Below are 23,467 nucleotides of genomic sequence, written 5' to 3'. Positions count from 1 at the left end.
TGCCTACGTGATAAATACGGAACCGAGAATCTGATGAGTGACTATAAATCAACCCTGAATTTGCCGGAAACAGGGTTCCCGATGCGCGGCGATCTTGCCAAGCGTGAACCGGGAATGCTGGCGCGTTGGACCGATGATGACCTGTACGGCATCATCCGTGCAGCGAAAAAAGGCAAAAAAACCTTCATTCTGCATGATGGCCCTCCTTATGCGAATGGCAGTATTCATATTGGTCACTCGGTTAACAAGATTCTGAAAGACATTATCGTGAAGTCCAAAGGGCTGACGGGTTTTGATTCCCCGTACGTTCCGGGCTGGGACTGCCACGGTCTGCCTATCGAACTGAAAGTAGAACAAGAGTTCGGTAAGCCGGGCGAGAAGTTCACCGCCGCAGAATTCCGCGCGAAATGCCGTGAATACGCCGCGACTCAGGTTGAAGGCCAGCGTAAAGACTTTATCCGTCTTGGTGTGCTGGGCGACTGGTCACGTCCGTACCTGACCATGGACTTCAACACCGAAGCTAATATCATCCGTGCACTGGGTAAAATCATCGGTAATGGTCACCTGCACAAAGGTGCTAAACCGGTGCACTGGTGCGTTGACTGCCGCTCTGCGCTGGCAGAGGCAGAAGTTGAGTACTACGACAAAACTTCACCGTCTATCGATGTCGCGTTCCACGCGGTTTCTCAGGATGCGGTAAAAGCGAAATTTGGCGTAAGCTCCGTCAATGGCCCGATCTCCCTGGTTATCTGGACCACGACTCCGTGGACGTTGCCAGCAAACCGCGCTATTTCTCTTTCCGGCGAGTTCGAATACGCGCTGGTACAGATTGACGGTCAGGCGCTGATCCTGGCGAAAGATCTGGTAGAAAGCGTTCTGAAACGCGCTGGCATCAATGAATACACGGTTCTGGGCACTGTAAAAGGCGATGCGCTGGAACTGATGCGCTTCAAGCACCCGTTCCTCGACTTCGACGTACCGGCTATCCTTGGCGAACACGTCACTCTGGATGCGGGTACCGGTGCGGTGCACACCGCCGGTGGCCACGGCCCGGACGACTACACCATCAGCCAGAAATACGGTCTGGAAATTGCCAACCCGGTTGGCCCGGACGGTGCTTATCTGCCGGGGACCTATCCGTCTCTGGATGGCATCAACGTCTTCAAAGCTAACGACATCATCGTTGAGATGCTGCGTACCAGCGGCGCACTGTTGCACGTGGAAAAAATGCAGCACAGCTATCCGTGCTGCTGGCGTCACAAAACGCCTATCATCTTCCGCGCCACGCCGCAGTGGTTCGTGAGCATGGATCAAAAAGGCCTGCGTGCGCAGTCTCTGAAAGAGATCAAAGGCGTACAGTGGATCCCGGACTGGGGCCAGGCGCGTATCGAATCCATGGTTGCTAACCGCCCTGACTGGTGCATCTCCCGTCAGCGCACCTGGGGCGTCCCGATGTCTCTGTTCGTCCATAAAGAGACCCAGGAGCTGCACCCGCGCACCCTGGAGCTGATGGAGGCCGTGGCAAAACGCGTTGAAGTAGACGGCATCCAGGCGTGGTGGGATCTTGACCCGCGCGACATCATGGGTGACGACGCTGACCTGTACGAGAAAGTTCCGGATACGCTGGACGTGTGGTTTGACTCCGGGTCAACGCACTCCTCCGTCGTTGACGTGCGCCCGGAGTTTTCCGGTCACGCTGCCGACATGTATCTGGAAGGTTCCGACCAACACCGTGGCTGGTTCATGTCATCTCTGATGATTTCTACCGCGATGAAAGGCAAAGCGCCTTACCGTCAGGTACTGACCCACGGCTTCACCGTTGATGGTCAGGGCCGTAAGATGTCGAAATCTATCGGCAACACCGTCAGCCCACAGGATGTGATGAACAAACTGGGCGCGGACATCCTGCGCCTGTGGGTGGCTTCTACCGACTATACCGGTGAAATGGCGGTTTCTGATGAAATCCTGAAACGTGCCGCCGACAGCTATCGTCGTATCCGTAACACCGCGCGCTTCCTGCTGGCGAACCTCAACGGTTTCGATCCGGTAAAAGACATGGTGAAACCGGAAGATATGGTGGTGCTGGACCGCTGGGCGGTAGGCTGTGCGCAGGCCGCACAGGAAGACATCCTGAAAGCTTACGAGTCTTACGACTTCCACGAAGTGGTGCAGCGTCTGATGCGTTTCTGCTCCATCGAAATGGGCTCGTTCTACCTCGACATCATTAAAGACCGTCAGTACACCGCGAAGGCTGACAGCGTTGCTCGTCGCAGCTGCCAGACTGCACTGTTCCACATTGCAGAAGCGCTGGTTCGCTGGATGGCACCGATCATGTCCTTCACCGCAGATGAAATCTGGGGCTACCTGCCAGGCAATCGTGAGAAGTATGTCTTCACCGGCGAGTGGTACACCGGTCTGTTTGGTCTGGCAGACAGCGAAGCAATGAACGACGGCTTCTGGGACGAACTGCTGAAAGTCCGTGGCGAAGTGAACAAGGTCATTGAGCAGGCGCGTGCTGACAAGAAAGTGGGCGGTTCTCTGGAAGCGGCAGTGACGTTGTACGCTGAACCAGCGCTGGCGGCGAAGCTGACCGCACTGGGTGACGAATTACGATTCGTCCTGTTAACCTCCAGCGCTCAGGTTGCTGACTATGCAGAGGCGCCTGCGGATGCTCAGCAGAGTGAACTGTTGAAGGGTCTGAAGGTCGTACTGAACAAAGCCGACGGTGAGAAATGCCCGCGTTGCTGGCATTACACGACTGATATCGGTCAGGTGGCGGATCACGCAGATCTCTGCGGACGCTGTGTAAGCAACGTCGCCGGTGACGGCGAGCAACGTAAGTTTGCCTGATGAGTAAATCTGTTTGTTCTACCGGGCTGCGCTGGCTGTGGGTGGTCGTCGCCGTGCTGATTATCGATTTGGGGAGTAAGTACCTCATCCTGCAGAACTTCGTTCTGGGGGATACGGTGCCGCTGTTCCCGTCGCTTAATCTGCATTATGCGCGCAACTATGGTGCGGCGTTCAGCTTCCTCGCCGATAGCGGCGGATGGCAGCGCTGGTTCTTCGCCGGGATTGCCATTGGTATCTGTGTGGTGCTGGCGGTGCTGATGTATCGCTCAAAAGCCACCCAGAAGCTGAATAACATCGCCTATGCGCTGATCATCGGTGGGGCGTTGGGGAACCTGTTTGACCGCCTGTGGCACGGCTTTGTTGTCGATATGATCGACTTCTACGTCGGTGACTGGCACTTTGCGACCTTTAATCTGGCCGATACCGCTATATGTATCGGCGCAGCATTAATCGTGCTGGAAGGTTTCTTACCTAACGCGGCGAAGAAAGAAAAGGCGTAATATAAAATGCCCGGTGGCGAAAGCTTGCCGGGTTTCTCTCCTGTCGGCCCGGTAAGCGCTAGCGCCGCCGGGCAAACAGGTGGCAGAAATTTTAAAGAGCAACCTGCATGTCTAAATCTGTACAGAGCAACAGCGCCGTACTGGTGCATTTCACGCTGAAACTCGACGATGGCTCCACGGCCGAGTCGACCCGTAACAACGGCAAACCGGCGCTGTTTCGTCTTGGCGATGCCTCTCTGTCTGAAGGGCTGGAGCAGCACCTGCTGGGGCTGAAAGAGGGTGAGAAGAAAGCGTTCTCGCTGGAGCCGGATGCCGCATTTGGTATTTCGAGCCCGGATCTCATCCAGTACTTTTCCCGTCGGGAGTTTATGGACGCAGGCGAGCCGGAAGTTGGCGCGATTATGCTCTTTACTGCAATGGATGGCAGCGAAATGCCGGGGGTTATCCGTGAAATCAATGGCGATTCTATCACCGTTGATTTTAACCACCCGCTGGCGGACCAGACCGTTCATTTTGATGTTGAAGTGCTGGAAATCGATCCGGTACTGGAGGTTTAAATGCAGATTCTGTTGGCCAACCCGCGCGGCTTTTGCGCCGGTGTCGACCGCGCTATCAGCATTGTCGAAAACGCCCTCGAAATCTATGGCGCGCCAATTTACGTGCGTCACGAGGTAGTCCATAACCGCTATGTGGTTGATAGCCTGCGTGAACGCGGTGCCATCTTTATCGAGCAAATCAGTGAAGTGCCGGACGGTACCATCCTGATTTTCTCCGCGCATGGCGTCTCTCAGGCCGTTCGTAATGAAGCCAAAAGCCGTGACTTAACGGTCTTTGATGCGACCTGCCCGCTGGTGACTAAAGTGCATATGGAAGTCGCCCGCGCCAGCCGTCGTGGTGAAGAATCCATCCTTATCGGCCACGCCGGGCATCCGGAAGTGGAAGGGACGATGGGTCAGTACAGCAACCCGGCGGGAGGCATGTACCTTGTCGAATCACCAGACGACGTGTGGAAACTTAAGGTTAAAAACGAAGAAAAACTGTCGTTTATGACCCAGACGACCCTTTCTGTTGACGACACTTCAGACATTATCGACGCGTTGCGTCAACGCTTCCCGAAAATTGTCGGGCCGCGTAAAGATGATATCTGCTATGCCACGACCAATCGTCAGGAAGCCGTACGGGCGCTGGCTGAGCAGGCGGATGTGGTGCTGGTTGTTGGTTCGAAAAACTCCTCTAACTCCAACCGTCTGGCCGAGCTGGCCCAGCGTATGGGTAAAGCGGCGTATCTTATTGATGATGCGACGGATATTCAGGAACGTTGGGTGAAAGACGCCGCCTGCGTTGGCGTTACGGCAGGGGCATCGGCTCCGGACATTCTGGTGCAGAATGTGATTCGTCGTCTGCAGGAACTCGGAGGTGGCGAAGCGCTGCCGCTGGAAGGGCGTGAAGAAAATATCGTGTTCGAAGTGCCGAAAGAGCTGCGACTCGATATTCGCGAAGTGGAGTAAGTTAATCCGCTGTGAAATATGAAAAAATGCCAGGCTAATCACCTGGCATTTTTTATGGGGGAAACATGCGTATACCGATAATTCTTGATACCGATCCCGGCATTGACGATGCTGCCGCTATTGCTGCTGCGCTGTTTGCACCAGAGCTGGATCTGGCATTGATGACCACCGTTGCGGGTAATGTCTCTTTGGAGAAAACCACGCGTAATGCGCTACAGCTTCTGCACTTCTGGGAAGCCGATGTACCGCTGGCGCAGGGTGCGTCCGCACCGCTTGTCCGCCCGCTGCGCGATGCGGCAGACGTGCATGGTGAATCCGGCATGGAAGGCTACGATTTTGTTGCTCACGATCGTCAGCCGCTGGCGAAACCGGCGTTTATCGCGATTCGTGACCTGCTGATGAGCGCGCCGCAACCGGTGACTCTGGTGGTCATTGGCCCGTTGACCAACATTGCGCTGTTACTGACCCAGTATCCGGAGTGCAAGTTCAATATCCGTCGACTGGTGCTGATGGGCGGTTCGGCCGGCCGGGGCAACTTCACCCCGAACGCCGAGTTCAATATCGCCATCGATCCCGAAGCGGCGGCTATCGTTTTCCGCAGCGGGCTGGAGATCGTCATGTGTGGGCTCGACGTGACCAATGATGCGATGCTTGATGCAGAATATCTGGCGACTTTACCTACTCTCAACCGTACCGGACAGATGCTGCATGCCCTGTTCAGTCATTACCGTAGCGGTAGTATGACCAGCGGTCTGCGTATGCATGATCTCTGTGCCATTGCCTGGCTGGTGCGGCCGGATCTGTTTACGCTGAAGCCTTGCTTTGTCGCGGTGGAAACCCAGGGAACCTGGACGTCCGGCACAACCGTGGTGGATATTGAAGGTAAGCTCGGGCAGCCAGCGAACGCTCAGGTTGCGTTGGGGCTGGATGTTGCCGGGTTCCGCCGTTGGGTGGCGGAAGTTCTGGCGCTGGCTCCCTGATATTTTGTGATGCAGGGCGCATCATCGCGCCCTGATAAGCAGGTTAATCGATTAATCTGCTATTCTCTTCATGTTGTTCTCCTCGGGCCGGAGACGCATATGAAACCTGTTATTATCCAGCCGCCTCAGGTGGACTGGTTCACTGGTGCGTTCGCGCACGGCGCAACCCTGCGTAAATCTACCCGCATTGCCGATCTTGCAGGCATCTTCGCTGATACTGCGGCATGGCACCGTACCGATCCCGATTTCGCCGTTTATGACGTAGAGATGCTCGAAAGCCCGACAGGTGAAGGCGAGCTCTACACCGGCGTCACGCATCTTCAGCCGGGCAAAATCGGTGACGAATTTTTCATGACCCGTGGTCATTTCCACGCCAGGCGGGAGCAGGGCGAGGTTTATTATGGCTTACGCGGTACGGGCCTGTTGCTGCTACAACCCGAACACGGCAGGGCTTATCTGCAAACGGTCACGCCAGGTTCAGTACACATCATCCCTGGGTTTACCGCTCACCGGCTTATCAACACCGGCAGTGAGGTGCTTTCTGCGCTGGCGGTATGGCCGACTATTGCCGGGCATGATTACACTGCGCTGGCGAGTGGGTTTTCCGTTAGGGTAACGGAGGCCAATCGGCAAATTCTGGTCCGTGAGGTGCAGAATGGCTGAATACGGGCTTGATATGCAGATTCATCATCAGCCGCTGGGTTTTTCCTATGGCGAAGATGTGACCGGCCCGATGCCGGAGATCCGCCGCCTGGATCAGATCCGCGCCTCGCTGCGGGATCCCGATTGTGAAGGGCCGGAAGAGGTGTACGCTATCGCCATGGATGTCGCGCGTATGCAGGACCGCGAAGCGCTACGTAAGCGGATGCTGCTATTCGGCGTCGTCACTTATGCCGCCGGTCAGCTTGGTGATGAGCCTGTTCGCAGCCAGGGGCACGTGCACCGCATCAGCCAGCACAGCGGCTGGTCGCCGCCGGAGTTGTACGAGATCTGGCAGGGCAGCGCCATTATCTACATGCAGGAAAGGGTAGAGGACGATCCTGGCCGCTGTTTTGCGGTAATAGCGCAGGCCGGGGATAAGGTGCTGGTACCGCCCGGCTGGGGGCACGCCACTATCTCAGCCAACCCTGACGTGCCGCTGACCTTCGGTGCCTGGTGCGACCGGGAATATGGTTTCGAATATGACGCAGTGCGGGCACATAAAGGGCTCGCCTGGTATCCGTTGATGCAGGATCGGCAGGTTATCTGGCAGCATAATCCGCACTATGCGCCCGGACGACTACAGGCTATCACACCAAGAGTGTACGACGAGTTTGGCATCACGGCGGAGCCGCTGTATCAGCAATTTATTGAAGATCCGACGCGTTTTCAGTTTATCTCCCGCCCTGATAAAGTGGCCGGGCTGTGGCATAACTTCCATCCATAAAAAAACCGGGGCCAGGCCCCGGTTCTTCGTTAATCTTCCTGTTTAACCGGCAAACAGGCCCGTCGCGACACCGACCGCCGCCAGTACCAGCAGCAGGATCATCGCTTTCACCGGTGAGACGCCACGTTTTGCCATCAGATACCACGTCCCCAGCACTACGACCAGCGGCAGGAGCTGCGGGAAGATCCCGTCCAGCATCTGCTGTACATGGATGTTCACGCCGTCTTTGGTGATGAACTCAAGGCCGGTTCCCAGCTTCACGTAGCTTGCCGCCACGCCGCCCATCACGAATACGCCCAGTAGCGATAATGCTTCACGCAGGCGAGCAGATTTACTGCTCACCAGCATTTCGACGGAGCCGGAGCCCATCTGATAACCCTTAAGGAACAAAAACCACGAGCCGGGAATAATGATGGCAAGCCAGGCGACAATGTAGAACAGCGGCCCTAGAATGTTGCCGCCCGCCGCCAGCGCCATCCCGATGCTGAGCAGAATAGGGATCAGCATGCCCGGGATCATCGAGTCGCCGATCCCGGCGATCGGCCCCATCAGACCCACTTTGAGCGTGTTGATCGTCTCACCGTCGATAGGTTCGCCATTGGCTTTTTTCTCTTCCAGGCCCAGGGTCATACCGTTGACGATGGCGCCTATCTGCGGTTCTGTATTGTAGAACGACGCATGACGGCGCAGCATTTCCTGGCGTTCTTTGTCATCGGGGTAGAGCTTCTTCGCCACCGGTAGCATGCTCAGGCAAAAACCGAAGGATTCCAGACGTTCAAAACTCATCGACGACAGATTGTGCATCATCCATGCCCGCCAGCAGCGGCGCAGATCTTTGCGGGTCAGGTTTTTGGGCGTAATTGTACGTTCTTCCATCAGAATTCATCCTCATCATCTGCCGCCCGCGCAAAGGTAACGGCCTGCGGAGGTTCTGGCTTGTAGTTGTAATGGATAAGCGCCAGCAGCGCGCCGACGATCACCAGCGCGACCATGTTCAGCTTCAGGAAAACGATGCACACAAAGCCCACCAGGAAGTAGATCAACATGGTGTAGTTTTTGATGATTTGCTTAAGCAGAATAGCGATACCAACGGCAGGTAGAATGCCCCCCAGCACGTTCATGGTGGAAAGCACGACTTTTGGCAGGCTGTCCATAAAACCGCTGATGTACTGCGCACCGAAATAAACCGCGATGAAGGTTGGCACGAAGCGCAGGACAAAGTTAGTGACCTGCGGGAAGATGGCGCTGTTAAGGTAAATACCGCGTTCGTCACCGCGATCGACGGCATTATCGGCGCGATGGTTCCAGAAGGAGTTCAGTACCATCATGGTGTTGAAGAGAATGGTCCCGGCAATGCCGATAGTCGCAGCCAGCGCCACGGCGACTTCTGGCCCCTTGCCCGACAAAATACCCAGCGCAATCGCAGGAAAGGCGACGAAGTTGAGATCCGCTGGCATAGAACCACCGGGCGTCACCATCGCGATATACACCGCCTGCACCGCTACGCCAATCATGATCCCGGTTTTGACATCACCGAGAATAAACCCGACCAGCATGCCCGACACCAGCGGACGGGTAATCAGATACCAGCCGCCGGTCAGACCCAACAGCCAGGGACTACTGAGCGCGCCGAGATAACAGAGCACGCCAATTAATGCCGCTTCGATAATCATCATCCGCTCCTTATTTCAGTTTTTGCCGCGCATCCTGCCAGCTGTAGCTGCTGGCATCAGGTACCAGACGAAACTCAATCGCATGGCCCTGCGCGTGCAGCCAGTCGAAAGCAGAAATCTCTTCGGCATTAACGGACTGATTGGGGCCAATGGTGGTGGTATCTGCACGGGCGCTCATCGGGCCGACGTTGATTTTGCCGTTGCTGTTTTTTAGGCTGATCCCCGCCTGCTCAATACGCTGTAACGTGAGTGGAGATTTACCTATCACAAAGTAGCGTTTGTCGCTGGCAATCACCTTCGGTAGCTTTTCAATCGCGGTGGCGGTATCAAACAGCCACACTTTGGTGTCGGATACTGCGCCTTTCATCACCGAAGAAAGAAGCGGATCGGCCGCCACGGCATCGTCGATGGCTACGATACCGTCGCAGGGCAGCTCTTTGGCCCAACGTGTGACGAGCTGCCCATGAATGACGCGGTCGTCGATGCGTACAAAAGAAATGCTCATAGCAGGCTCCTTAAAAATCGTCTGATTGCTCACTGGCGGCGGGGGCCGCCAGCACCAGCGTAGGTTGGGTTAGCGCCAGCAGCTGGCGGGCTGCGGCGTTAACATCGGTAAATTCGTGAATATCGTCGGTTTGTAAAAGCATCGGGAAGTTTATGCCGCCCAGTACCGCGACCGGCGGAACCGTCTTTGCCGAGAAGGCTGACTGGCAGGCGACATTCCACGGGGTCCCGCTCTGCATATCGCAAAGTACCAGCACCCCATCGGCATCTTTCGACGCCATTGCCAGCACGTCGGCAAAATCCTGCCTGAAGCCTTCGATACCGGCTTCGCCAGTGAGCGTCACGGCGAAGCAGTAAGGCAGCTCGCCGTAGACCATGCTGGCGCTCTCGAGCATGGCTTTTGCCATCGGGCCGTGTGAAGCCACAATCACATTAATCATCGTTTATCCCCTGACCCAGGCTTTGACGGTCGCCAGCTGCTGGCCAATTCCCTTACCCCACGGCGAAATGCGGTATTCGCCCACCGAAGCCGGAATGATGAAGGTTTCGGCGTAGTGCACCACGAAAGGCTCAAATGCGCCGCTCGGGCTTTCCACACGGGCTTCATCCCCTTCGACCAGGTTGAGTACGTTCACGCCACCGTCGGTGTGGTGGCTCACCGGCGCGGTGAACCAGTGGCGTCGGGTCTCAATAAATTCGCGCTCGTGCAGGCCGGTGCGCTCTTCGCGCCAGCCGTCACCTTCATCGATGGGCTCGATGCGGTTGACCAGATGCTGATTGACCCACCGGGTATCGCGCTGCCAGTCGATGACCTGCTCGCCGTGGTCGAGATGCACCGGACGCGGCTGTCCGTCGAGCCCCAGGCGTCCCCAGTCCCAGAGTTTGAAAGTGAAGATGTACGGTGTGGCGCTTATCTCAAGCACCATTGTGCCTGAGCCGGAGCAATGTACGGTACCCGCCGGGATCAGGAAGTGGTCATGCTTTCGCGCAGCAATCTGGTTAACAAAGCGCGCGTCGTCAAATGCCTTTTCACCGCGTGCCGCCTGGCGTAAATCGCTCAGCATCTCCGCCGGCCTCACCCCGGTTTTGGTACCGAGATAGACCACCGCACCCGGCTCGGCATCAAGGATGTAGTAGCTCTCATCCTGGGTGTAGTGCATGCCGAACTGCTGCTGAATATATTCTGTCAGCGGATGCACCTGGAAACTGAGATTCTGGCCGCCGATGGTATCCAGGAAATCAAAGCGGATAGGGAATTCGGCCCCAAAGCGGGCATGCACTTTTTCACCGAGCAGCGCGTGGGGCTGCAACAGCACCAAATCCAGAGAGGGGATCTCGACCCTGACGTCGCCAAACCGCATCAGCAGGCTGTTTTCCTCGGGCACGCAGTCAAAACACCATGCGTAGTTTGGTTTCGCCGGATCGAGATCGAATCGTTGTTTCATCCACTGACCGCCCCAGACGCCGGGGTCGAAGAACGGTACGACGCGGAATGGTTGTTGTGCCGTTTGCTGTAACCCGGCACGCAGGGCTTCGCCGCTGACAAGCGTTGGTGCATCCGCCACGGTGGTATCCAGCAAGAAATCACAGCGCTTAAGCAGCGGTGTTTTATGGCGGTCAAAGACCCGCCATTCGATGAAGAAGGCACGCTTATAGCGGCGGAGAATATCTTCGCTCTGGTTTTCTACCCCCCAGTTACCCAGCTCGCCGCTGCGCATGCGCTGCTGAATTTCCCAGCGCGGCAGATCGGCATACACCAGCACGTCGCCTGGATGCACCAGCGCAGCACCTGGGCCATATACCACCGTAAGCCCTGCCGGGTGTTGTGCCACCTGCTGCTGGAGAGAGGTCAACGCAGCAGCGTCGAAAAATTCCGGAAGCTGGTGGCAGGAGAGGACGCCAAACACGCGGTCATCGGTGAGATTGCGGGCCAGAAGGGCGTGCAGCGCTTCCTCGTTTTGCCGGGCGGTCTCTACGTTGAGGTAGAGCGCCTCTTTAAAGTGAGTCAGTAATTTCTGCTCGATCTCTTTAAGACGGACGCCCGGGTAGCAGTCGATGACCAGTACGGTTTTTTGGTTAGCGGAAAGCCTGGTGTTAAGCGCAGCAACAATCGCTTCCCACCCTTGCCGGGCGTGGGTATCGAATCCCTGAACTGACACTTCAGGGTATTTGTCATAGTGGGTAGGTTTCATGTGTTCACTCCGTTATCGTTAAATTAAGATTAATCGATTAACCTTAATGTGGAAGAGTGGTTAACGCGATTAACCTGACAAAACGACGAGGAAATTGTCTTTTCTGCCCGGGAGTGTGAAGCGTCTCACAGGGAAAAATGCAAAATTTAGGTTATTCGATTAATCTGTGGGGAACGAAGGAGGAACAATGACAACTGTAACGCTGGCGCAGGTCGCTGAACGAGCAGGCGTGTCGACCGCCACGGTGTCGATGGTGTTGCGTAATCGCGGGAGGATCTCGCAGGCAACCCGGGAAAGAGTCCTGAAAGCGCTGGATGACTCCGGCTATGTCTATAACCAGACGGCCGCGAACCTGCGCAACCGCAGCAGTAATCAGGTCGGGCTGCTGCTACACGACATTACCAACCCCTTTTACGGTGAAATGACCGCTGGCCTCAGCCATGAAATGGAGCGCCATGAGATGCTGCTGTTTCTGGCCAACAGCGAGGAGTCCGGCGAGCGGCAGCAAAAGTTTGTCGATTCACTGATGCGTAATAACGCCTGCGGGATGGTGCTGTGTGCGGCCCGGGAAACTCCGCGCACATTTTTTGACAGCCTGAAGCGGCGTAATATTCCCGCCATCATGGTGGTACGACCGGTCAACGATCCCGATTTCGATTTTGTCGGTACCGACAACTTTCTTGGTACCCAGATGGCTACCGCGCATCTGCTGAAGCTTGGGCATCGGCATATTGCCTTTATCGGCGGAAGCCAGAGTTCGGGCACCCGGGCACAGCGTATCGGTGGCTTTACCAGTAAGCTTCTGGAAAATGGGCTGTCGGCAGACCCCCGCTGGATTGCAACAAGTCAGGCAAGCCAGAGTGATGGTGCGCGGGTGGCAGAAGCATTGTTCTATCAGTTTCCGCAAATCACCGCGGCGGTATGCTATCAGGATATTGTAGCCCTCGGAGTAATGCAGGCGCTACGCAAAATGGGGCGTGAGGTGGGGCGTGATTTTGCGCTGGTCGGTTTTGACGATATTACCGAAGCGGCGTTGGTACAACCGGCGCTGACGACGGTTTCCGTGGCGGCAAAAGAGATAGGTCGCAAAGCGGGTGAACTGCTTTATAGTCGTATTCAGGGCAACGATGAGCCGCCGAAACGCATTATTCTGCCTCCGGCGCTGGTGGTCAGAGAATCATGCGGTTTTCGCTGATCGTTATGTCTTTTACTGATAGCAATCCCGTTTTCACGTTAAATTCTAATTATCGCTGTTTTTGAGTGGCAGCCTCTGCGGGGGCTGGTTACTCTGAAAACGATTTACATCTGATTAACTTAAGAGAATAGATATGCATGATGCACAAATCCGCGTTGCCATTGCGGGCGCGGGCGGCCGAATGGGGCGTCAGTTAATTCAGGCGGCGACGCAGCTGCAGGGTGTGCAGCTGGGTGCTGCGCTGGAGCGTGAAGGCTCATCATTACTGGGAAGCGATGCCGGCGAGCTGGCAGGAGCAGGTAAAACCGGCGTTATGGTGCAAAGCAGCCTGGAGGCCGTGAAGGACGATTTCGACGTGTTCATCGATTTTACCCGTCCGGAGGGCACGCTGCATCATCTGGCGTTTTGCCGCCAGCATGGTAAAGGGATGGTCATCGGCACGACCGGTTTTGATGACGCCGGGAAAGCCGCTATTCGCGAGGCGTCAGCCGATATCGGCATTGTCTTCGCCGCGAACTTCAGCGTGGGCGTTAACGTGATGTTAAAGCTGCTGGAGAAGGCTGCAAAGGTGATGGGCGACTACACCGATATCGAAATCATCGAAGCTCACCACCGTCATAAAGTCGATGCGCCATCGGGCACGGCGCTGGCAATGGGCGAAGCTATCGCGCAGGCGCTGGATAAAGACCTCAAAGATTGTGCCGTCTACAGCCGGGAAGGGTACACCGGAGAGCGTGTGCCGGGCACCATTGGGTTTGCGACCGTGCGCGCCGGGGATATCGTCGGTGAACATACCGCCATGTTCGCGGATATCGGTGAGCGTATTGAGATCACCCATAAAGCTTCCAGCCGAATGACATTTGCAAATGGTGCCGTTCGTTCCGCATTGTGGCTTAAAGGTAAGAAAGATGGTCTTTATGACATGCGAGATGTGCTTGACCTCAATAGTTTATAGTGTTTATTACCCATCGTGATGTGGTATTGGCAGTCATAATTGATTGATTGCATAGGGCAATATTTTATTGCCCTTTAATTTTATCATGTTTGATGTTTTTTACTGTCCAAACCTTGTAAATAACAACTTATCTTTAGTTTTTGTGTTTATTAAATGTAAAATCTGACCAAATGGTCCACCTTTTTCTCTGTTCAGGGCTATTTTTACACTCTGAAAGGAGCGCAAGCGTTTTCTGATACGACTTTGTTGATCATTTTGCCTGTTAAACCGCAGTATTTTTCCCAGTGACGCAAAATTAACATTAAAAATGGCGTTTTGAGTTGACTTTTACCCACCCAGTCCCCAGAATGCCGCCGTTTGCCAAATTTTCGCGGGCAACAAATTTGCATTGCTTCTCTATATTTAGTGAATTAATATGCAGATAAAGTGAGTGAATATTCTTTGGAGGGTGTTTTGATAAAGTCAGCGCTTTTGGTTCTGGAAGACGGAACCCAGTTTATCGGTCGGGCCATAGGGGCAACAGGCACGGCGGTTGGGGAAGTCGTTTTCAATACTTCAATGACCGGTTATCAAGAAATCCTCACTGATCCTTCCTACTCCCGCCAAATCGTCACTCTTACTTATCCCCATATCGGTAATGTCGGCACCAACGCCGCTGATGAAGAATCTTCCCAGGTACATGCGCAAGGCCTCGTCATTCGTGACCTGCCGCTGATTGCCAGCAACTTCCGCAACACTGAAGACCTCTCTTCCTACCTGAAACGTCACAACATTGTGGCGATTGCCGATATCGATACTCGTAAGCTGACCAGAAAACTTCGCGAGACCGGATCACAAAACGGCTGCATCATCGCCGGTGATAACCTGGATGCGACCCTGGCGCAGGAAAAAGCAAAAGCTTTCCCGGGCCTGAGTGGGATGGACCTGGCAAAGGAAGTGACCACGGCTGAAAGCTACAGCTGGACTCAGGGTAGCTGGACGCTTTCAGGCGACCTGCCGGAAGCTAAAAAAGAAGACGAACTGCCGTTCCACGTGGTGGCATACGATTTCGGCGCCAAGCGCAATATCCTGCGCATGCTGGTTGACCGCGGCTGCCGCCTGACGGTGGTTCCGGCGCAGACCTCCGCGGAAGACGTGCTGAAGATGAACCCGGACGGTATCTTCCTCTCCAACGGACCTGGTGACCCGGCGCCGTGCGATTATGCTATCGCCGCTATCGAAAAATTCCTCGAAACCGATATTCCGGTATTTGGCATCTGCCTCGGCCATCAGCTGCTGGCGCTGGCGAGCGGTGCGAAAACCGTCAAGATGAAGTTCGGTCACCACGGTGGTAACCACCCGGTGAAAGATATCGATAACAATACGGTGATGATTACCGCGCAGAACCACGGTTTTGCGGTGGATGAGGCCTCGATGCCTGCCAATCTGCGCGTGACCCACAAATCACTGTTCGACGGCACCCTGCAGGGGATCCACCGTACGGATAAACCGGCGTTCAGCTTCCAGGGACACCCGGAAGCGAGCCCGGGCCCGCACGATGCCGCGCCGCTGTTCGATCACTTCATCGAACTTATCGAGCTTTACCGTAAGACCGCTAAATAATCAGGAGCTGAAAAGACCATGCCAAAACGTACAGATATTAAAAGCATCCTGATCCTCGGCGCTGGCCCGATTGTTATCGGCCAGGCCTGCGAATTCGACTACTCCGGCGCCCAGGCGTGTAAAGCCCTGCGCGAAGAGGGTTACCGCGTTGTTCTGGTGAACTCCAACCCGGCAACCATTATGACTGACCCGGAAATGGCTGATGCGACCTACATCGAGCCGATTCACTGGGAAGTCGTGCGTAAGATTATTGAAAAAGAGCGTCCGGATGCGGTCCTGCCGACCATGGGCGGCCAGACGGCGCTGAACTGTGCGCTCGAACTGGAGCGTCAGGGTGTGCTGGCTGAGTTTGGCGTCACCATGATTGGCGCCACTGCCGATGCCATCGATAAAGCCGAAGACCGCCGCCGTTTCGACGTGGCGATGAAGAAAATTGGCCTCGACACTGCACGCTCTGGCATCGCTCATACGATGGAAGAGGCCCTGGCGGTTGCGGCTGATGTCGGTTATCCGTGCATTATCCGCCCATCCTTCACCATGGGTGGCACCGGTGGCGGTATTGCCTATAACCGCGAAGAGTTCGAAGAGATTTGCGAACGCGGTCTGGATCTCTCTCCCACCAACGAGCTGCTGATTGATGAGTCGCTGATCGGCTGGAAAGAGTACGAGATGGAAGTGGTGCGTGATAAGAACGACAACTGCATCATCGTCTGCTCCATCGAAAACTTCGACGCCATGGGCATTCACACCGGTGACTCCATCACCGTTGCACCAGCGCAGACCCTGACCGATAAAGAATACCAAATCATGCGTAACGCCTCGATGGCGGTGCTGCGTGAGATCGGTGTGGAAACCGGCGGCTCTAACGTTCAGTTCGCGGTGAACCCGAAAAACGGTCGACTGATTGTTATCGAAATGAACCCGCGCGTGTCCCGCTCTTCGGCGCTGGCCTCGAAAGCAACCGGCTTCCCGATTGCTAAAGTCGCCGCCAAGCTGGCGGTGGGTTACACCCTTGATGAGCTGATGAACGACATCACCGGCGGCCGCACTCCGGCTTCCTTCGAACCGTCTATCGACTACGTCGTGACTAAAATCCCACGCTTCAACTTCGAAAAATTTGCCGGTGCTAACGACCGTCTGACCACCCAGATGAAATCGGTTGGTGAAGTGATGGCCATTGGCCGCACCCAGCAGGAATCCATGCAGAAAGCGCTGCGTGGCCTCGAAGTCGGTGCTACCGGTTTCGACCCGAAAGTGAGCCTTGAAGACCCGGAAGCGCTGACCAAAATCCGCCGCGAACTGAAAGACGCTGGCGCCGAGCGTATCTGGTATATCGCCGATGCGTTCCGTGCGGGCCTGTCCGTCGATGGCGTATTTAACCTGACCAACATCGACCGCTGGTTCCTGGTACAGATTGAAGAGCTGGTGCGCCTGGAAGAGCAGGTGGCTGAAATCGGTATCACCGGCCTCGACGCCGATTTCCTGCGCACGCTTAAGCGTAAAGGCTTCGCCGATGCGCGTCTGGCAAAACTGGCAGGGGTTCGCGAAGCAGAAATCCGTAAACTGCGTGACCAGTACAACCTGCACCCGGTCTATAAGCGCGTGGATACCTGTGCGGCTGAATTTGCTACCGACACCGCCTACATGTACTCCACTTATGAAGATGAGTGTGAAGCGAACCCGTCCGTTGACCGCGATAAAGTGATGGTCCTCGGCGGCGGCCCGAACCGTATCGGTCAGGGCATTGAGTTCGACTACTGCTGCGTTCACGCCTCGCTGGCGCTGCGTGAAGACGGTTATGAGACCATTATGGTCAACTGTAACCCGGAAACCGTTTCTACCGACTACGACACCTCCGACCGTCTGTACTTTGAGCCGGTAACGCTGGAAGACGTGCTGGAAATCGTGCGCATCGAGAAGCCGAAGGGCGTTATCGTGCAGTACGGTGGCCAGACTCCGCTGAAGCTGGCGCGTGCGCTTGAAGCGGCCGGTGTACCGGTTATCGGTACCAGCCCGGACGCCATTGACCGTGCCGAAGACCGCGAGCGCTTCCAGCATGCGGTTGACCGTCTGAAGCTGAAGCAGCCAGCAAACGCCACTGTGACCGCTATCGAACAGGCCGTTGAGAAGGCAAAAGAGATTGGCTACCCGCTGGTAGTGCGCCCGTCCTACGTTCTGGGTGGCCGCGCGATGGAAATCGTCTATGACGAAGCCGACCTTAAGCGCTATTTCCAGACTGCAGTCAGCGTTTCTAACGATGCGCCAGTGCTGCTCGACCGCTTCCTCGACGACGCGGTGGAAGTGGACGTGGATGCCATCTGCGACGGCGAAATGGTGCTGATTGGTGGCATTATGGAGCACATCGAGCAGGCAGGCGTTCACTCCGGTGACTCCGCTTGTTCTCTGCCAGCCTATACGCTGAGCCAGGAAATTCAGGATGTGATGCGCCAGCAGGTGCAGAAACTGGCCTTCGAACTGCAGGTTCGTGGTCTGATGAACGTTCAGTTCGCGGTGAAAGACAACGAAGTTTACCTGATTGAAGTGAACCCGCGTGCTGCACGTACCGTCCCGTTTGTCTCTAAAGCGACCGGTGTACCGCTTGCAAAAGTAGCCGCGCGCGTGATGGTTGGCCAGACGCTGAGCCAGCAGGGTGTTACCAAAGAAATTATCCCGCCGTACTACTCGGTGAAAGAAGTGGTGCTGCCGTTCAACAAATTCCCGGGCGTTGACCCGCTGTTAGGGCCAGAAATGCGCTCTACCGGGGAAGTCATGGGCGTCGGCCGCACCTTCGCGGAAGCGTTCGCCAAAGCGCAGCTCGGCAGTAACTCTACGATGAAGCGTAATGGTCGTGCGCTGCTGTCGGTACGTGAAGGCGATAAGGCACGTGTGGTGGATTTAGCCGCCAAGCTGCTGAAACAGGGCTTCGAGCTTGATGCCACCCACGGTACCGCGATTGTACTGGGCGAAGCCGGTATCAACCCGCGCCTGGTGAACAAGGTGCATGAAGGCCGTCCGCACATTCAGGACCGCATTAAGAATGGCGAGTACACCTACATCATCAACACCACCGCAGGTCGCCAGGCGATTGAAGACTCCAAGCTGATTCGCCGCAGCGCGCTGCAGTACAAAGTGCACTACGACACCACCCTGAACGGCGGTTTCGCAACAGCCATGGCGCTGAATGCGGATGCGACTGAGAAGGTGACTTCGGTGCAGGAGATGCACGCGAAGATTAGCAAATAATCCTCATCCTCTCGTAATCCCGTAGGCCCGGTGGCGATATGCTTACCGGGCCTACGTCTTTTTAGCGACTTCAGAGTGTTCTGGTTCTCCATCTCCTGTCAGTCCGTTAGCCTAAAATCGTTAGACTGATAATGATTTTCACTGAAAACAGGGAGAACACTATGCGTAACACGCTTCTGACAGCCTCCGTCTTTGCCGCAGCATCCCTCTTTATGGTTGCGGGCTGCTCTTCTAACCAGGCGGTGAAAACCACCGACGGTAGAACCATCGTGACCGACGGCAAACCACAGGTAGATAGTGATACTGGCCTTGTGTCCTACAAAAATGCGGAAACCGGAAAAACGGAGCAGATTAACCGCGATCAGGTGAAATCGATGGGGGAGCTGGACAACTAGTTCAATTTTATCAACCAGCTTGATCACAAAGATTCACTGTTAGCCTGCCCGCATTCTGACTACACTTTGCGGATAACAACAGGAAGTGCAGGCAGGCTAACAGATGATTTTGATTATTTATGCACATCCGTATCCGCATCACTCGCATGCGAATAAACGGATGATTGAGCAGGCAAGGGAACTCGACGACGTTGAGATCCGCTCCCTTTATCACCTCTATCCCGATTTCAATATCGATATCGCCGCCGAGCAGGAAGCGCTCTCCCGCGCTGACCTCATCGTCTGGCAACATCCAATGCAGTGGTACAGCGTCCCACCTCTTCTCAAACTGTGGATGGATAAAGTGCTGTCGCACGGCTGGGCTTATGGCCATGGCGGAAAGGCGCTGAACGGCAAAAGCCTGATGTGGGCGGTGACTACCGGCGGTGGCGAAAGCCATTTCGATATCGGTTCTCACCCAGGGTTTGACGTTCTTTCTCAGCCTCTGCAGGCCACCGCGCTTTACTGCGGTCTGAAGTGGTTACCGCCGTTTGCGATGCATTGTACGTTTATCTGTGATGATGAAACGCTGCAGGCGCAGGCGCGGCACTATAAACAGCGGTTGATAGAGTGGCAGGAGGCGCATCATGGATAGCCATACGCTCATACAGGCGTTGATTTACCTTGGTTCTGCGGCGCTGATTGTGCCGATTGCTGTACGCCTTGGTCTTGGCTCAGTGCTCGGTTACCTGATTGCCGGCTGTATTATTGGCCCGTGGGGGCTACGGCTGGTGACCGATGCTGAGTCCATCCTCCACTTCGCTGAAATCGGCGTGGTGCTGATGCTGTTCGTGATTGGCCTCGAGCTGGATCCGCAGCGGCTGTGGAAGCTGCGCGCATCGGTATTTGGCGGCGGGGCATTGCAAATGGTGGCCTGCGGCGTGCTGATCGGTGGATTCTGTATTCTGCTGGGGCTCGACTGGAAGGTGGCGGAGCTCATCGGTATGACGCTTGCGCTGTCATCAACGGCGATCGCCATGCAGGCAATGAATGAACGCAACTTAACGCTGTCCACGATGGGGCGCAGTGCATTTGCGGTGTTGCTGTTTCAGGATATCGCCGCGATCCCGCTGGTGGCGATGATCCCACTGCTGGCGGCCAGCGGTGCTTCCACAACGCTTGGCGCGTTTGCACTTTCGGCCTTGAAAGTGGCGGGCGCACTGGTGCTGGTCGTGCTGCTCGGGCGCTATGTGACGCGCCCGGTTCTGCGTTTTGTCGCGCGTTCGGGGCTGCGTGAAGTATTCAGCGCCGTGGCACTGTTCCTCGTGTTTGGTTTTGGACTGTTGCTGGAAGAAGTCGGATTGTCGATGGCGATGGGGGCGTTTCTCGCCGGAGTATTGCTGGCGAGCTCCGAATACCGTCATGCGCTGGAAAGCGATATCGAACCGTTTAAAGGGCTGCTGCTGGGGTTGTTCTTCATCGGCGTCGGAATGTCGGTGGACTTTGGCACCCTGATGACGCATCCGCTGAGGATCCTGATTTTGCTGGCCGGGTTCCTTGCCATCAAGCTTATCATGCTGTGGCTGGTTGCCCGCCCGCTGGGAGTGCCTAAGGCGCAGCGTCGCTGGTTTGCCGCTCTGTTAGGGCAGGGGAGTGAGTTCGCCTTTGTGGTATTTGGTGCTGCGCAGATGGCTGACGTGCTCGATCCAGAATGGGCGAAGGCACTGACCCTGACGGTGGCACTGTCGATGGCGGCAACGCCGGTTCTGCTGGTTCTGTTAAGTCGCTTCGAGAAAACCGCTGGCGATGAACGCGAAGCAGATGAAATCGATGAAGAGCAACCGCGCGTCATCATTGCCGGTTTCGGACGTTTTGGGCAGATTGCCGGGCGTCTGCTGCTCTCAAGCGGCGTTAAAATGGTTATCCTCGATCACGATCCGGACCATGTGGAAACCCTGCGCAAATTTGAAATGAAAGTGTTCTATGGCGATGCCACACGAGTGGATCTGCTTGAGTCAGCGGGAGCGGCAAAGGCGGAGGTGATTATCAACGCCATCGACGACCCGCAGGCCAGCATGCAGTTGACCGAGCTGGTAAAAGAGCACTTCCCGTCGCTGCGCATTATTTCTCGCGCCCGCGATGTCGATCATTACATTCAGCTGCGTCAGGCAGGGGTTGAAGCACCGGAGCGTGAAACCTTCGAAGGGGCGCTGAAAACCGGGCGTATGGTTCTGGAGGCTCTTGGTCTGGGTGCCTATGAGGCGCGCGAGCGGGCCGACCTGTTCCGCCGCTTCAATATTCAGATGGTGGAAGAGATGGTGGATATGGCGGAAGAAGACGATGCCTCGTTTGCTGCTGTATACAAACGGACGAGTACCATGCTCACCGGGATCATCAACGAAGACCGTAATCATCTGTCTTTGATTCAGCGCCACGGCTGGCAGGGAACGGAAGAAGGTAAGCATACCGGCGACGTCAATGATGAGCCGGAAAGTAAACCAACCGCCTGAGACAAAATGTGACGTTACGCAAACTTTACGGCTAACGTTTTGTTTCATAACCACTGTAATGCTGGCAGTCCATCGCAGGGACGTGGACTCGCCAGCAATTCGGAAATTTTTCGCTTTCTTTACTCTACCGCCAGTCGACGAAAGATTACGCTTTCCGTATAGTGGCGACAATTTTTTGCATCCGGGAAATATTCAATGATCAGTTTGATTGCGGCGTTAGCGGTAGATCGTGTCATTGGCATGGAAAACGCTATGCCGTGGAACCTGCCTGCCGATCTCGCCTGGTTTAAACGCAATACGTTAAATAAGCCAGTGGTAATGGGTCGTCTGACCTGGGAATCCATCGGTCGCCCGCTGCCTGGGCGTAAGAATATCGTGATCAGCAGCCAGCCTGGTACTGACGATCGCGTGCAGTGGGTAAAATCGGTTGATGAAGCGATTGCCGCCTGTGGCAACGTGGAAGAAATTATGGTGATTGGCGGTGGTCGTGTTTACGAACAGTTCCTGCCAAAAGCGCAGCGCCTGTACCTGACGCACATTGATGCGGAAGTCGAGGGTGATACCCATTTCCCGGATTACGATCCTGACCACTGGGAATCCACCTTCAGCGAGTTTCACGATGCTGACGGACAGAACTCGCACAGCTACTGTTTCGAGATCTTAGAACGTCGTTAATAAAAAAGCCCCGAGACGGGGCTTTTTTTTCGCCAGTAGGAAGGCGCTGTCAGGAGGCAACCGCTTCTTCTTCACCCAGATCCAGATGGCGGTTAGAAGGCTGAATAAAGTACGCTTTATCTTCCCAGCGCAGACAGGTCAGCACCCCGCCCCAGCAGCAACCGGTATCCAGAGCATAAATGCCCTCCGGTGTGCCTTTACCTTCCAGAGATGCCCAGTGGCCAAAGGCGACGCTATACTCGTCGGTCACCGGTCCAGACAGATCAAACCAGGGTTTTAACGGCGCGGGGACGCTATCCGGGGACTCTTTGCTGTACATATCCAGCTGGCCGTTCGGGAAGCAGTAGCGCATACGCGTGAAGGCATTGGTGATAAATCTCAGACGCGACAGCCCGCTCAGGTCCAGGGACCAGTTATTCGGCATATCACCATACATGGCGTCGAGGAAGAACGGGTAAGAGTCGCTGCTCAGTACCGCTTCAACATCGCGGGCACACTGTTTTGCGGTAGCCAGATCCCACTGCGGCGTGATCCCGGCATGCGCCATCACCAGTTTCTTCTCTTCATCAATCTGCAGCAGCGGCTGGCGGCGCAGCCAGTTGATAAGCTCGTCGGCATCCGGTGCTTCCAGAAGCGGGGTCAGCCGGTCTTTTGGCTTGTTGCGGCTGATGCCCGCAAAGACCGCCAGCAGGTGCAAATCATGGTTGCCGAGCACCAGGCGCACGCAGTCGCCAAGTGATTTTACAAAGCGCAGTACTTCCAGTGAGCCCGGGCCACGTGCAACCAGATCGCCGGTGAGCCAGAGCGTGTCGCGCTCAGGGGCGAAATCGACCTGCCTGAGCAGCGCGACCAGTTCATCGTAGCAACCATGGACGTCGCCAATGAGATATGTAGACATGTATTAGTGAATTTGCCCAGGTACAGCCAGACTGAAAACGGGGATATCGACTAAGAATTGCTCCCCATGAAAATCGACCATCACATAATGGCCCTGCATGGTACCCAGCGGCGTCTCGATAACCGCGCCGCTGGTGTACTGGAATTCTTCGCCGGGGGCGATGTGTGGCTGTTCACCCACAACACCTTCACCCTGAACTTCGGTATCACGCCCATGGCCGTTAGTGATACGCCAGTAACGGCCCTGCAGCTGTACGCTCGAACGCCCCAGGTTGCGAATGGTAACGGTATACGCAAAGACATAACGCTCATCATCCGGGGATGATTGGGATGCGATGTAGACGCTTTGCACCTGAACACACACACGGGGCGAATCGATCATA

Annotated in this window: 22 protein-coding genes; 15 read left to right on the top strand and 7 right to left on the bottom strand. The window is 55.6% G+C overall.

Features of this window, described 5'->3' with window-relative positions; translation table 11 throughout:
- The first annotated feature begins 33 nt into the window (after positions 1-33).
- The 7 genes from ileS (at position 34) to GYRE_RS00845 (ending at position 7,264) form a co-directional block, all read left to right on the top strand.
- Positions 34-2,850, top strand: coding sequence for an isoleucine--tRNA ligase (gene ileS / locus GYRE_RS00875; RefSeq protein WP_006817079.1), 2,817 nt, complete (start codon positions 34-36; stop codon positions 2,848-2,850).
- Positions 2,850-3,350, top strand: a complete 501-nt coding sequence (gene lspA, locus GYRE_RS00870) for a signal peptidase II (RefSeq protein WP_006817080.1) — start codon at positions 2,850-2,852, stop codon at positions 3,348-3,350. The genes ileS and lspA overlap by 1 nt, the downstream gene beginning before the upstream one ends.
- A 107-nt stretch (positions 3,351-3,457) precedes the next feature.
- Positions 3,458-3,907, top strand: coding sequence for an FKBP-type peptidyl-prolyl cis-trans isomerase (gene fkpB, locus GYRE_RS00865; RefSeq protein ID WP_006817081.1), 450 nt, complete (start codon positions 3,458-3,460; stop codon positions 3,905-3,907).
- Entirely contained in the window at positions 3,908-4,858 is a 951-nt protein-coding gene (ispH, locus tag GYRE_RS00860) for a 4-hydroxy-3-methylbut-2-enyl diphosphate reductase (RefSeq protein WP_006817082.1), read from the top strand.
- Positions 4,859-4,923: 65 nt separating this feature from the next.
- Positions 4,924-5,838, top strand: coding sequence for a ribonucleoside hydrolase RihC (rihC, locus tag GYRE_RS00855; protein ID WP_038252219.1), 915 nt, complete (start codon positions 4,924-4,926; stop codon positions 5,836-5,838).
- A gap of 99 nt (positions 5,839-5,937) precedes the next feature.
- Entirely contained in the window at positions 5,938-6,501 is a 564-nt protein-coding gene (locus GYRE_RS00850) for a glucose-6-phosphate isomerase family protein (protein WP_006817084.1), read from the top strand.
- Positions 6,494-7,264 carry a glucose-6-phosphate isomerase family protein gene (locus tag GYRE_RS00845; RefSeq protein WP_038252217.1) on the top strand — a complete coding sequence of 257 codons (771 nt, stop codon included), beginning with the start codon at positions 6,494-6,496 and terminating at the stop codon, positions 7,262-7,264. The genes GYRE_RS00850 and GYRE_RS00845 overlap by 8 nt, the downstream gene beginning before the upstream one ends.
- A gap of 42 nt (positions 7,265-7,306) precedes the next feature.
- Here GYRE_RS00845 and GYRE_RS00840 read toward each other — a convergent pair whose 3' ends face one another.
- From GYRE_RS00840 to GYRE_RS00820, 5 genes are read right to left on the bottom strand one after another with little or no spacing between them, the layout of a single operon-like run.
- Positions 7,307-8,140 carry a PTS system mannose/fructose/sorbose family transporter subunit IID gene (locus GYRE_RS00840; protein ID WP_006817086.1) on the bottom strand — a complete coding sequence of 278 codons (834 nt, stop codon included), beginning with the start codon at positions 8,138-8,140 and terminating at the stop codon, positions 7,307-7,309.
- Positions 8,140-8,937, bottom strand: coding sequence for a PTS mannose/fructose/sorbose/N-acetylgalactosamine transporter subunit IIC (locus tag GYRE_RS00835; protein WP_112471437.1), 798 nt, complete (start codon positions 8,935-8,937; stop codon positions 8,140-8,142). Before GYRE_RS00835 ends, GYRE_RS00840 begins: the two co-directional genes overlap by 1 nt.
- Before the next feature lie 10 nt (positions 8,938-8,947).
- Positions 8,948-9,442, bottom strand: a complete 495-nt coding sequence (locus GYRE_RS00830) for a PTS sugar transporter subunit IIB (protein WP_006817088.1) — start codon at positions 9,440-9,442, stop codon at positions 8,948-8,950.
- Between the two features lie 10 nt (positions 9,443-9,452).
- On the bottom strand, positions 9,453-9,881 hold the full coding sequence (locus GYRE_RS00825) for a PTS sugar transporter subunit IIA (RefSeq protein ID WP_038252211.1): 429 nt from the start codon (positions 9,879-9,881) through the stop codon (positions 9,453-9,455).
- Between the two features lie 3 nt (positions 9,882-9,884).
- A complete protein-coding gene (locus GYRE_RS00820) occupies positions 9,885-11,633 on the bottom strand; it encodes a class I mannose-6-phosphate isomerase (protein WP_038252209.1) in 1,749 nt (582 codons plus the stop codon).
- A gap of 187 nt (positions 11,634-11,820) precedes the next feature.
- Between GYRE_RS00820 and GYRE_RS00815 the strand changes: the two genes are divergently transcribed.
- From GYRE_RS00815 to folA, 8 genes are all read left to right on the top strand, one after another.
- The gene (locus GYRE_RS00815; protein WP_038252207.1) at positions 11,821-12,828 is read left to right on the top strand and encodes a LacI family DNA-binding transcriptional regulator; all 1,008 of its coding nucleotides are present in this window, start codon (positions 11,821-11,823) and stop codon (positions 12,826-12,828) included.
- 133 nt (positions 12,829-12,961) lie between these two features.
- A complete protein-coding gene (gene dapB / locus GYRE_RS00810) occupies positions 12,962-13,783 on the top strand; it encodes a 4-hydroxy-tetrahydrodipicolinate reductase (RefSeq protein WP_038252205.1) in 822 nt (273 codons plus the stop codon).
- 453 nt (positions 13,784-14,236) lie between these two features.
- Entirely contained in the window at positions 14,237-15,385 is a 1,149-nt protein-coding gene (gene carA, locus GYRE_RS00805; protein ID WP_038252203.1) for a glutamine-hydrolyzing carbamoyl-phosphate synthase small subunit, read from the top strand.
- A gap of 18 nt (positions 15,386-15,403) precedes the next feature.
- Positions 15,404-18,628, top strand: coding sequence for a carbamoyl-phosphate synthase large subunit (gene carB / locus GYRE_RS00800; RefSeq protein WP_038252201.1), 3,225 nt, complete (start codon positions 15,404-15,406; stop codon positions 18,626-18,628).
- 161 nt (positions 18,629-18,789) lie between these two features.
- Entirely contained in the window at positions 18,790-19,023 is a 234-nt protein-coding gene (locus tag GYRE_RS00795) for a YgdI/YgdR family lipoprotein (protein ID WP_038252199.1), read from the top strand.
- 103 nt (positions 19,024-19,126) lie between these two features.
- Positions 19,127-19,657 (top strand): glutathione-regulated potassium-efflux system oxidoreductase KefF, encoded by a 531-nt coding sequence (kefF, locus tag GYRE_RS00790; RefSeq protein ID WP_038252196.1) that lies wholly within the window; start codon positions 19,127-19,129, stop codon positions 19,655-19,657.
- Positions 19,650-21,512 carry a glutathione-regulated potassium-efflux system protein KefC gene (kefC, locus tag GYRE_RS00785; protein ID WP_038252188.1) on the top strand — a complete coding sequence of 621 codons (1,863 nt, stop codon included), beginning with the start codon at positions 19,650-19,652 and terminating at the stop codon, positions 21,510-21,512. Before kefF ends, kefC begins: the two co-directional genes overlap by 8 nt.
- Positions 21,513-21,707: 195 nt before the next feature.
- On the top strand, positions 21,708-22,187 hold the full coding sequence (gene folA, locus GYRE_RS00780; protein ID WP_006817099.1) for a type 3 dihydrofolate reductase: 480 nt from the start codon (positions 21,708-21,710) through the stop codon (positions 22,185-22,187).
- Positions 22,188-22,236: 49 nt separating this feature from the next.
- Here the strand turns inward: folA and apaH are convergent, their stop codons facing one another.
- Together apaH and apaG are read right to left on the bottom strand one after the other, a co-directional pair.
- Positions 22,237-23,085: a bis(5'-nucleosyl)-tetraphosphatase (symmetrical) ApaH gene (gene apaH, locus GYRE_RS00775; protein ID WP_038252186.1), complete on the bottom strand. Its 849-nt coding sequence runs from the start codon at positions 23,083-23,085 to the stop codon at positions 22,237-22,239.
- Between the two features lie 3 nt (positions 23,086-23,088).
- Positions 23,089-23,466 (bottom strand): Co2+/Mg2+ efflux protein ApaG, encoded by a 378-nt coding sequence (gene apaG, locus GYRE_RS00770; protein WP_038252184.1) that lies wholly within the window; start codon positions 23,464-23,466, stop codon positions 23,089-23,091.
- Between the last annotated feature and the right edge of the window lies 1 nt (position 23,467).

This window comes from Yokenella regensburgei ATCC 49455 (assembly GCF_000735455.1).
GTDB lineage: Bacteria > Pseudomonadota > Gammaproteobacteria > Enterobacterales > Enterobacteriaceae > Yokenella > Yokenella regensburgei.
This window is presented reverse-complemented; position numbering and strand designations above follow the sequence as displayed.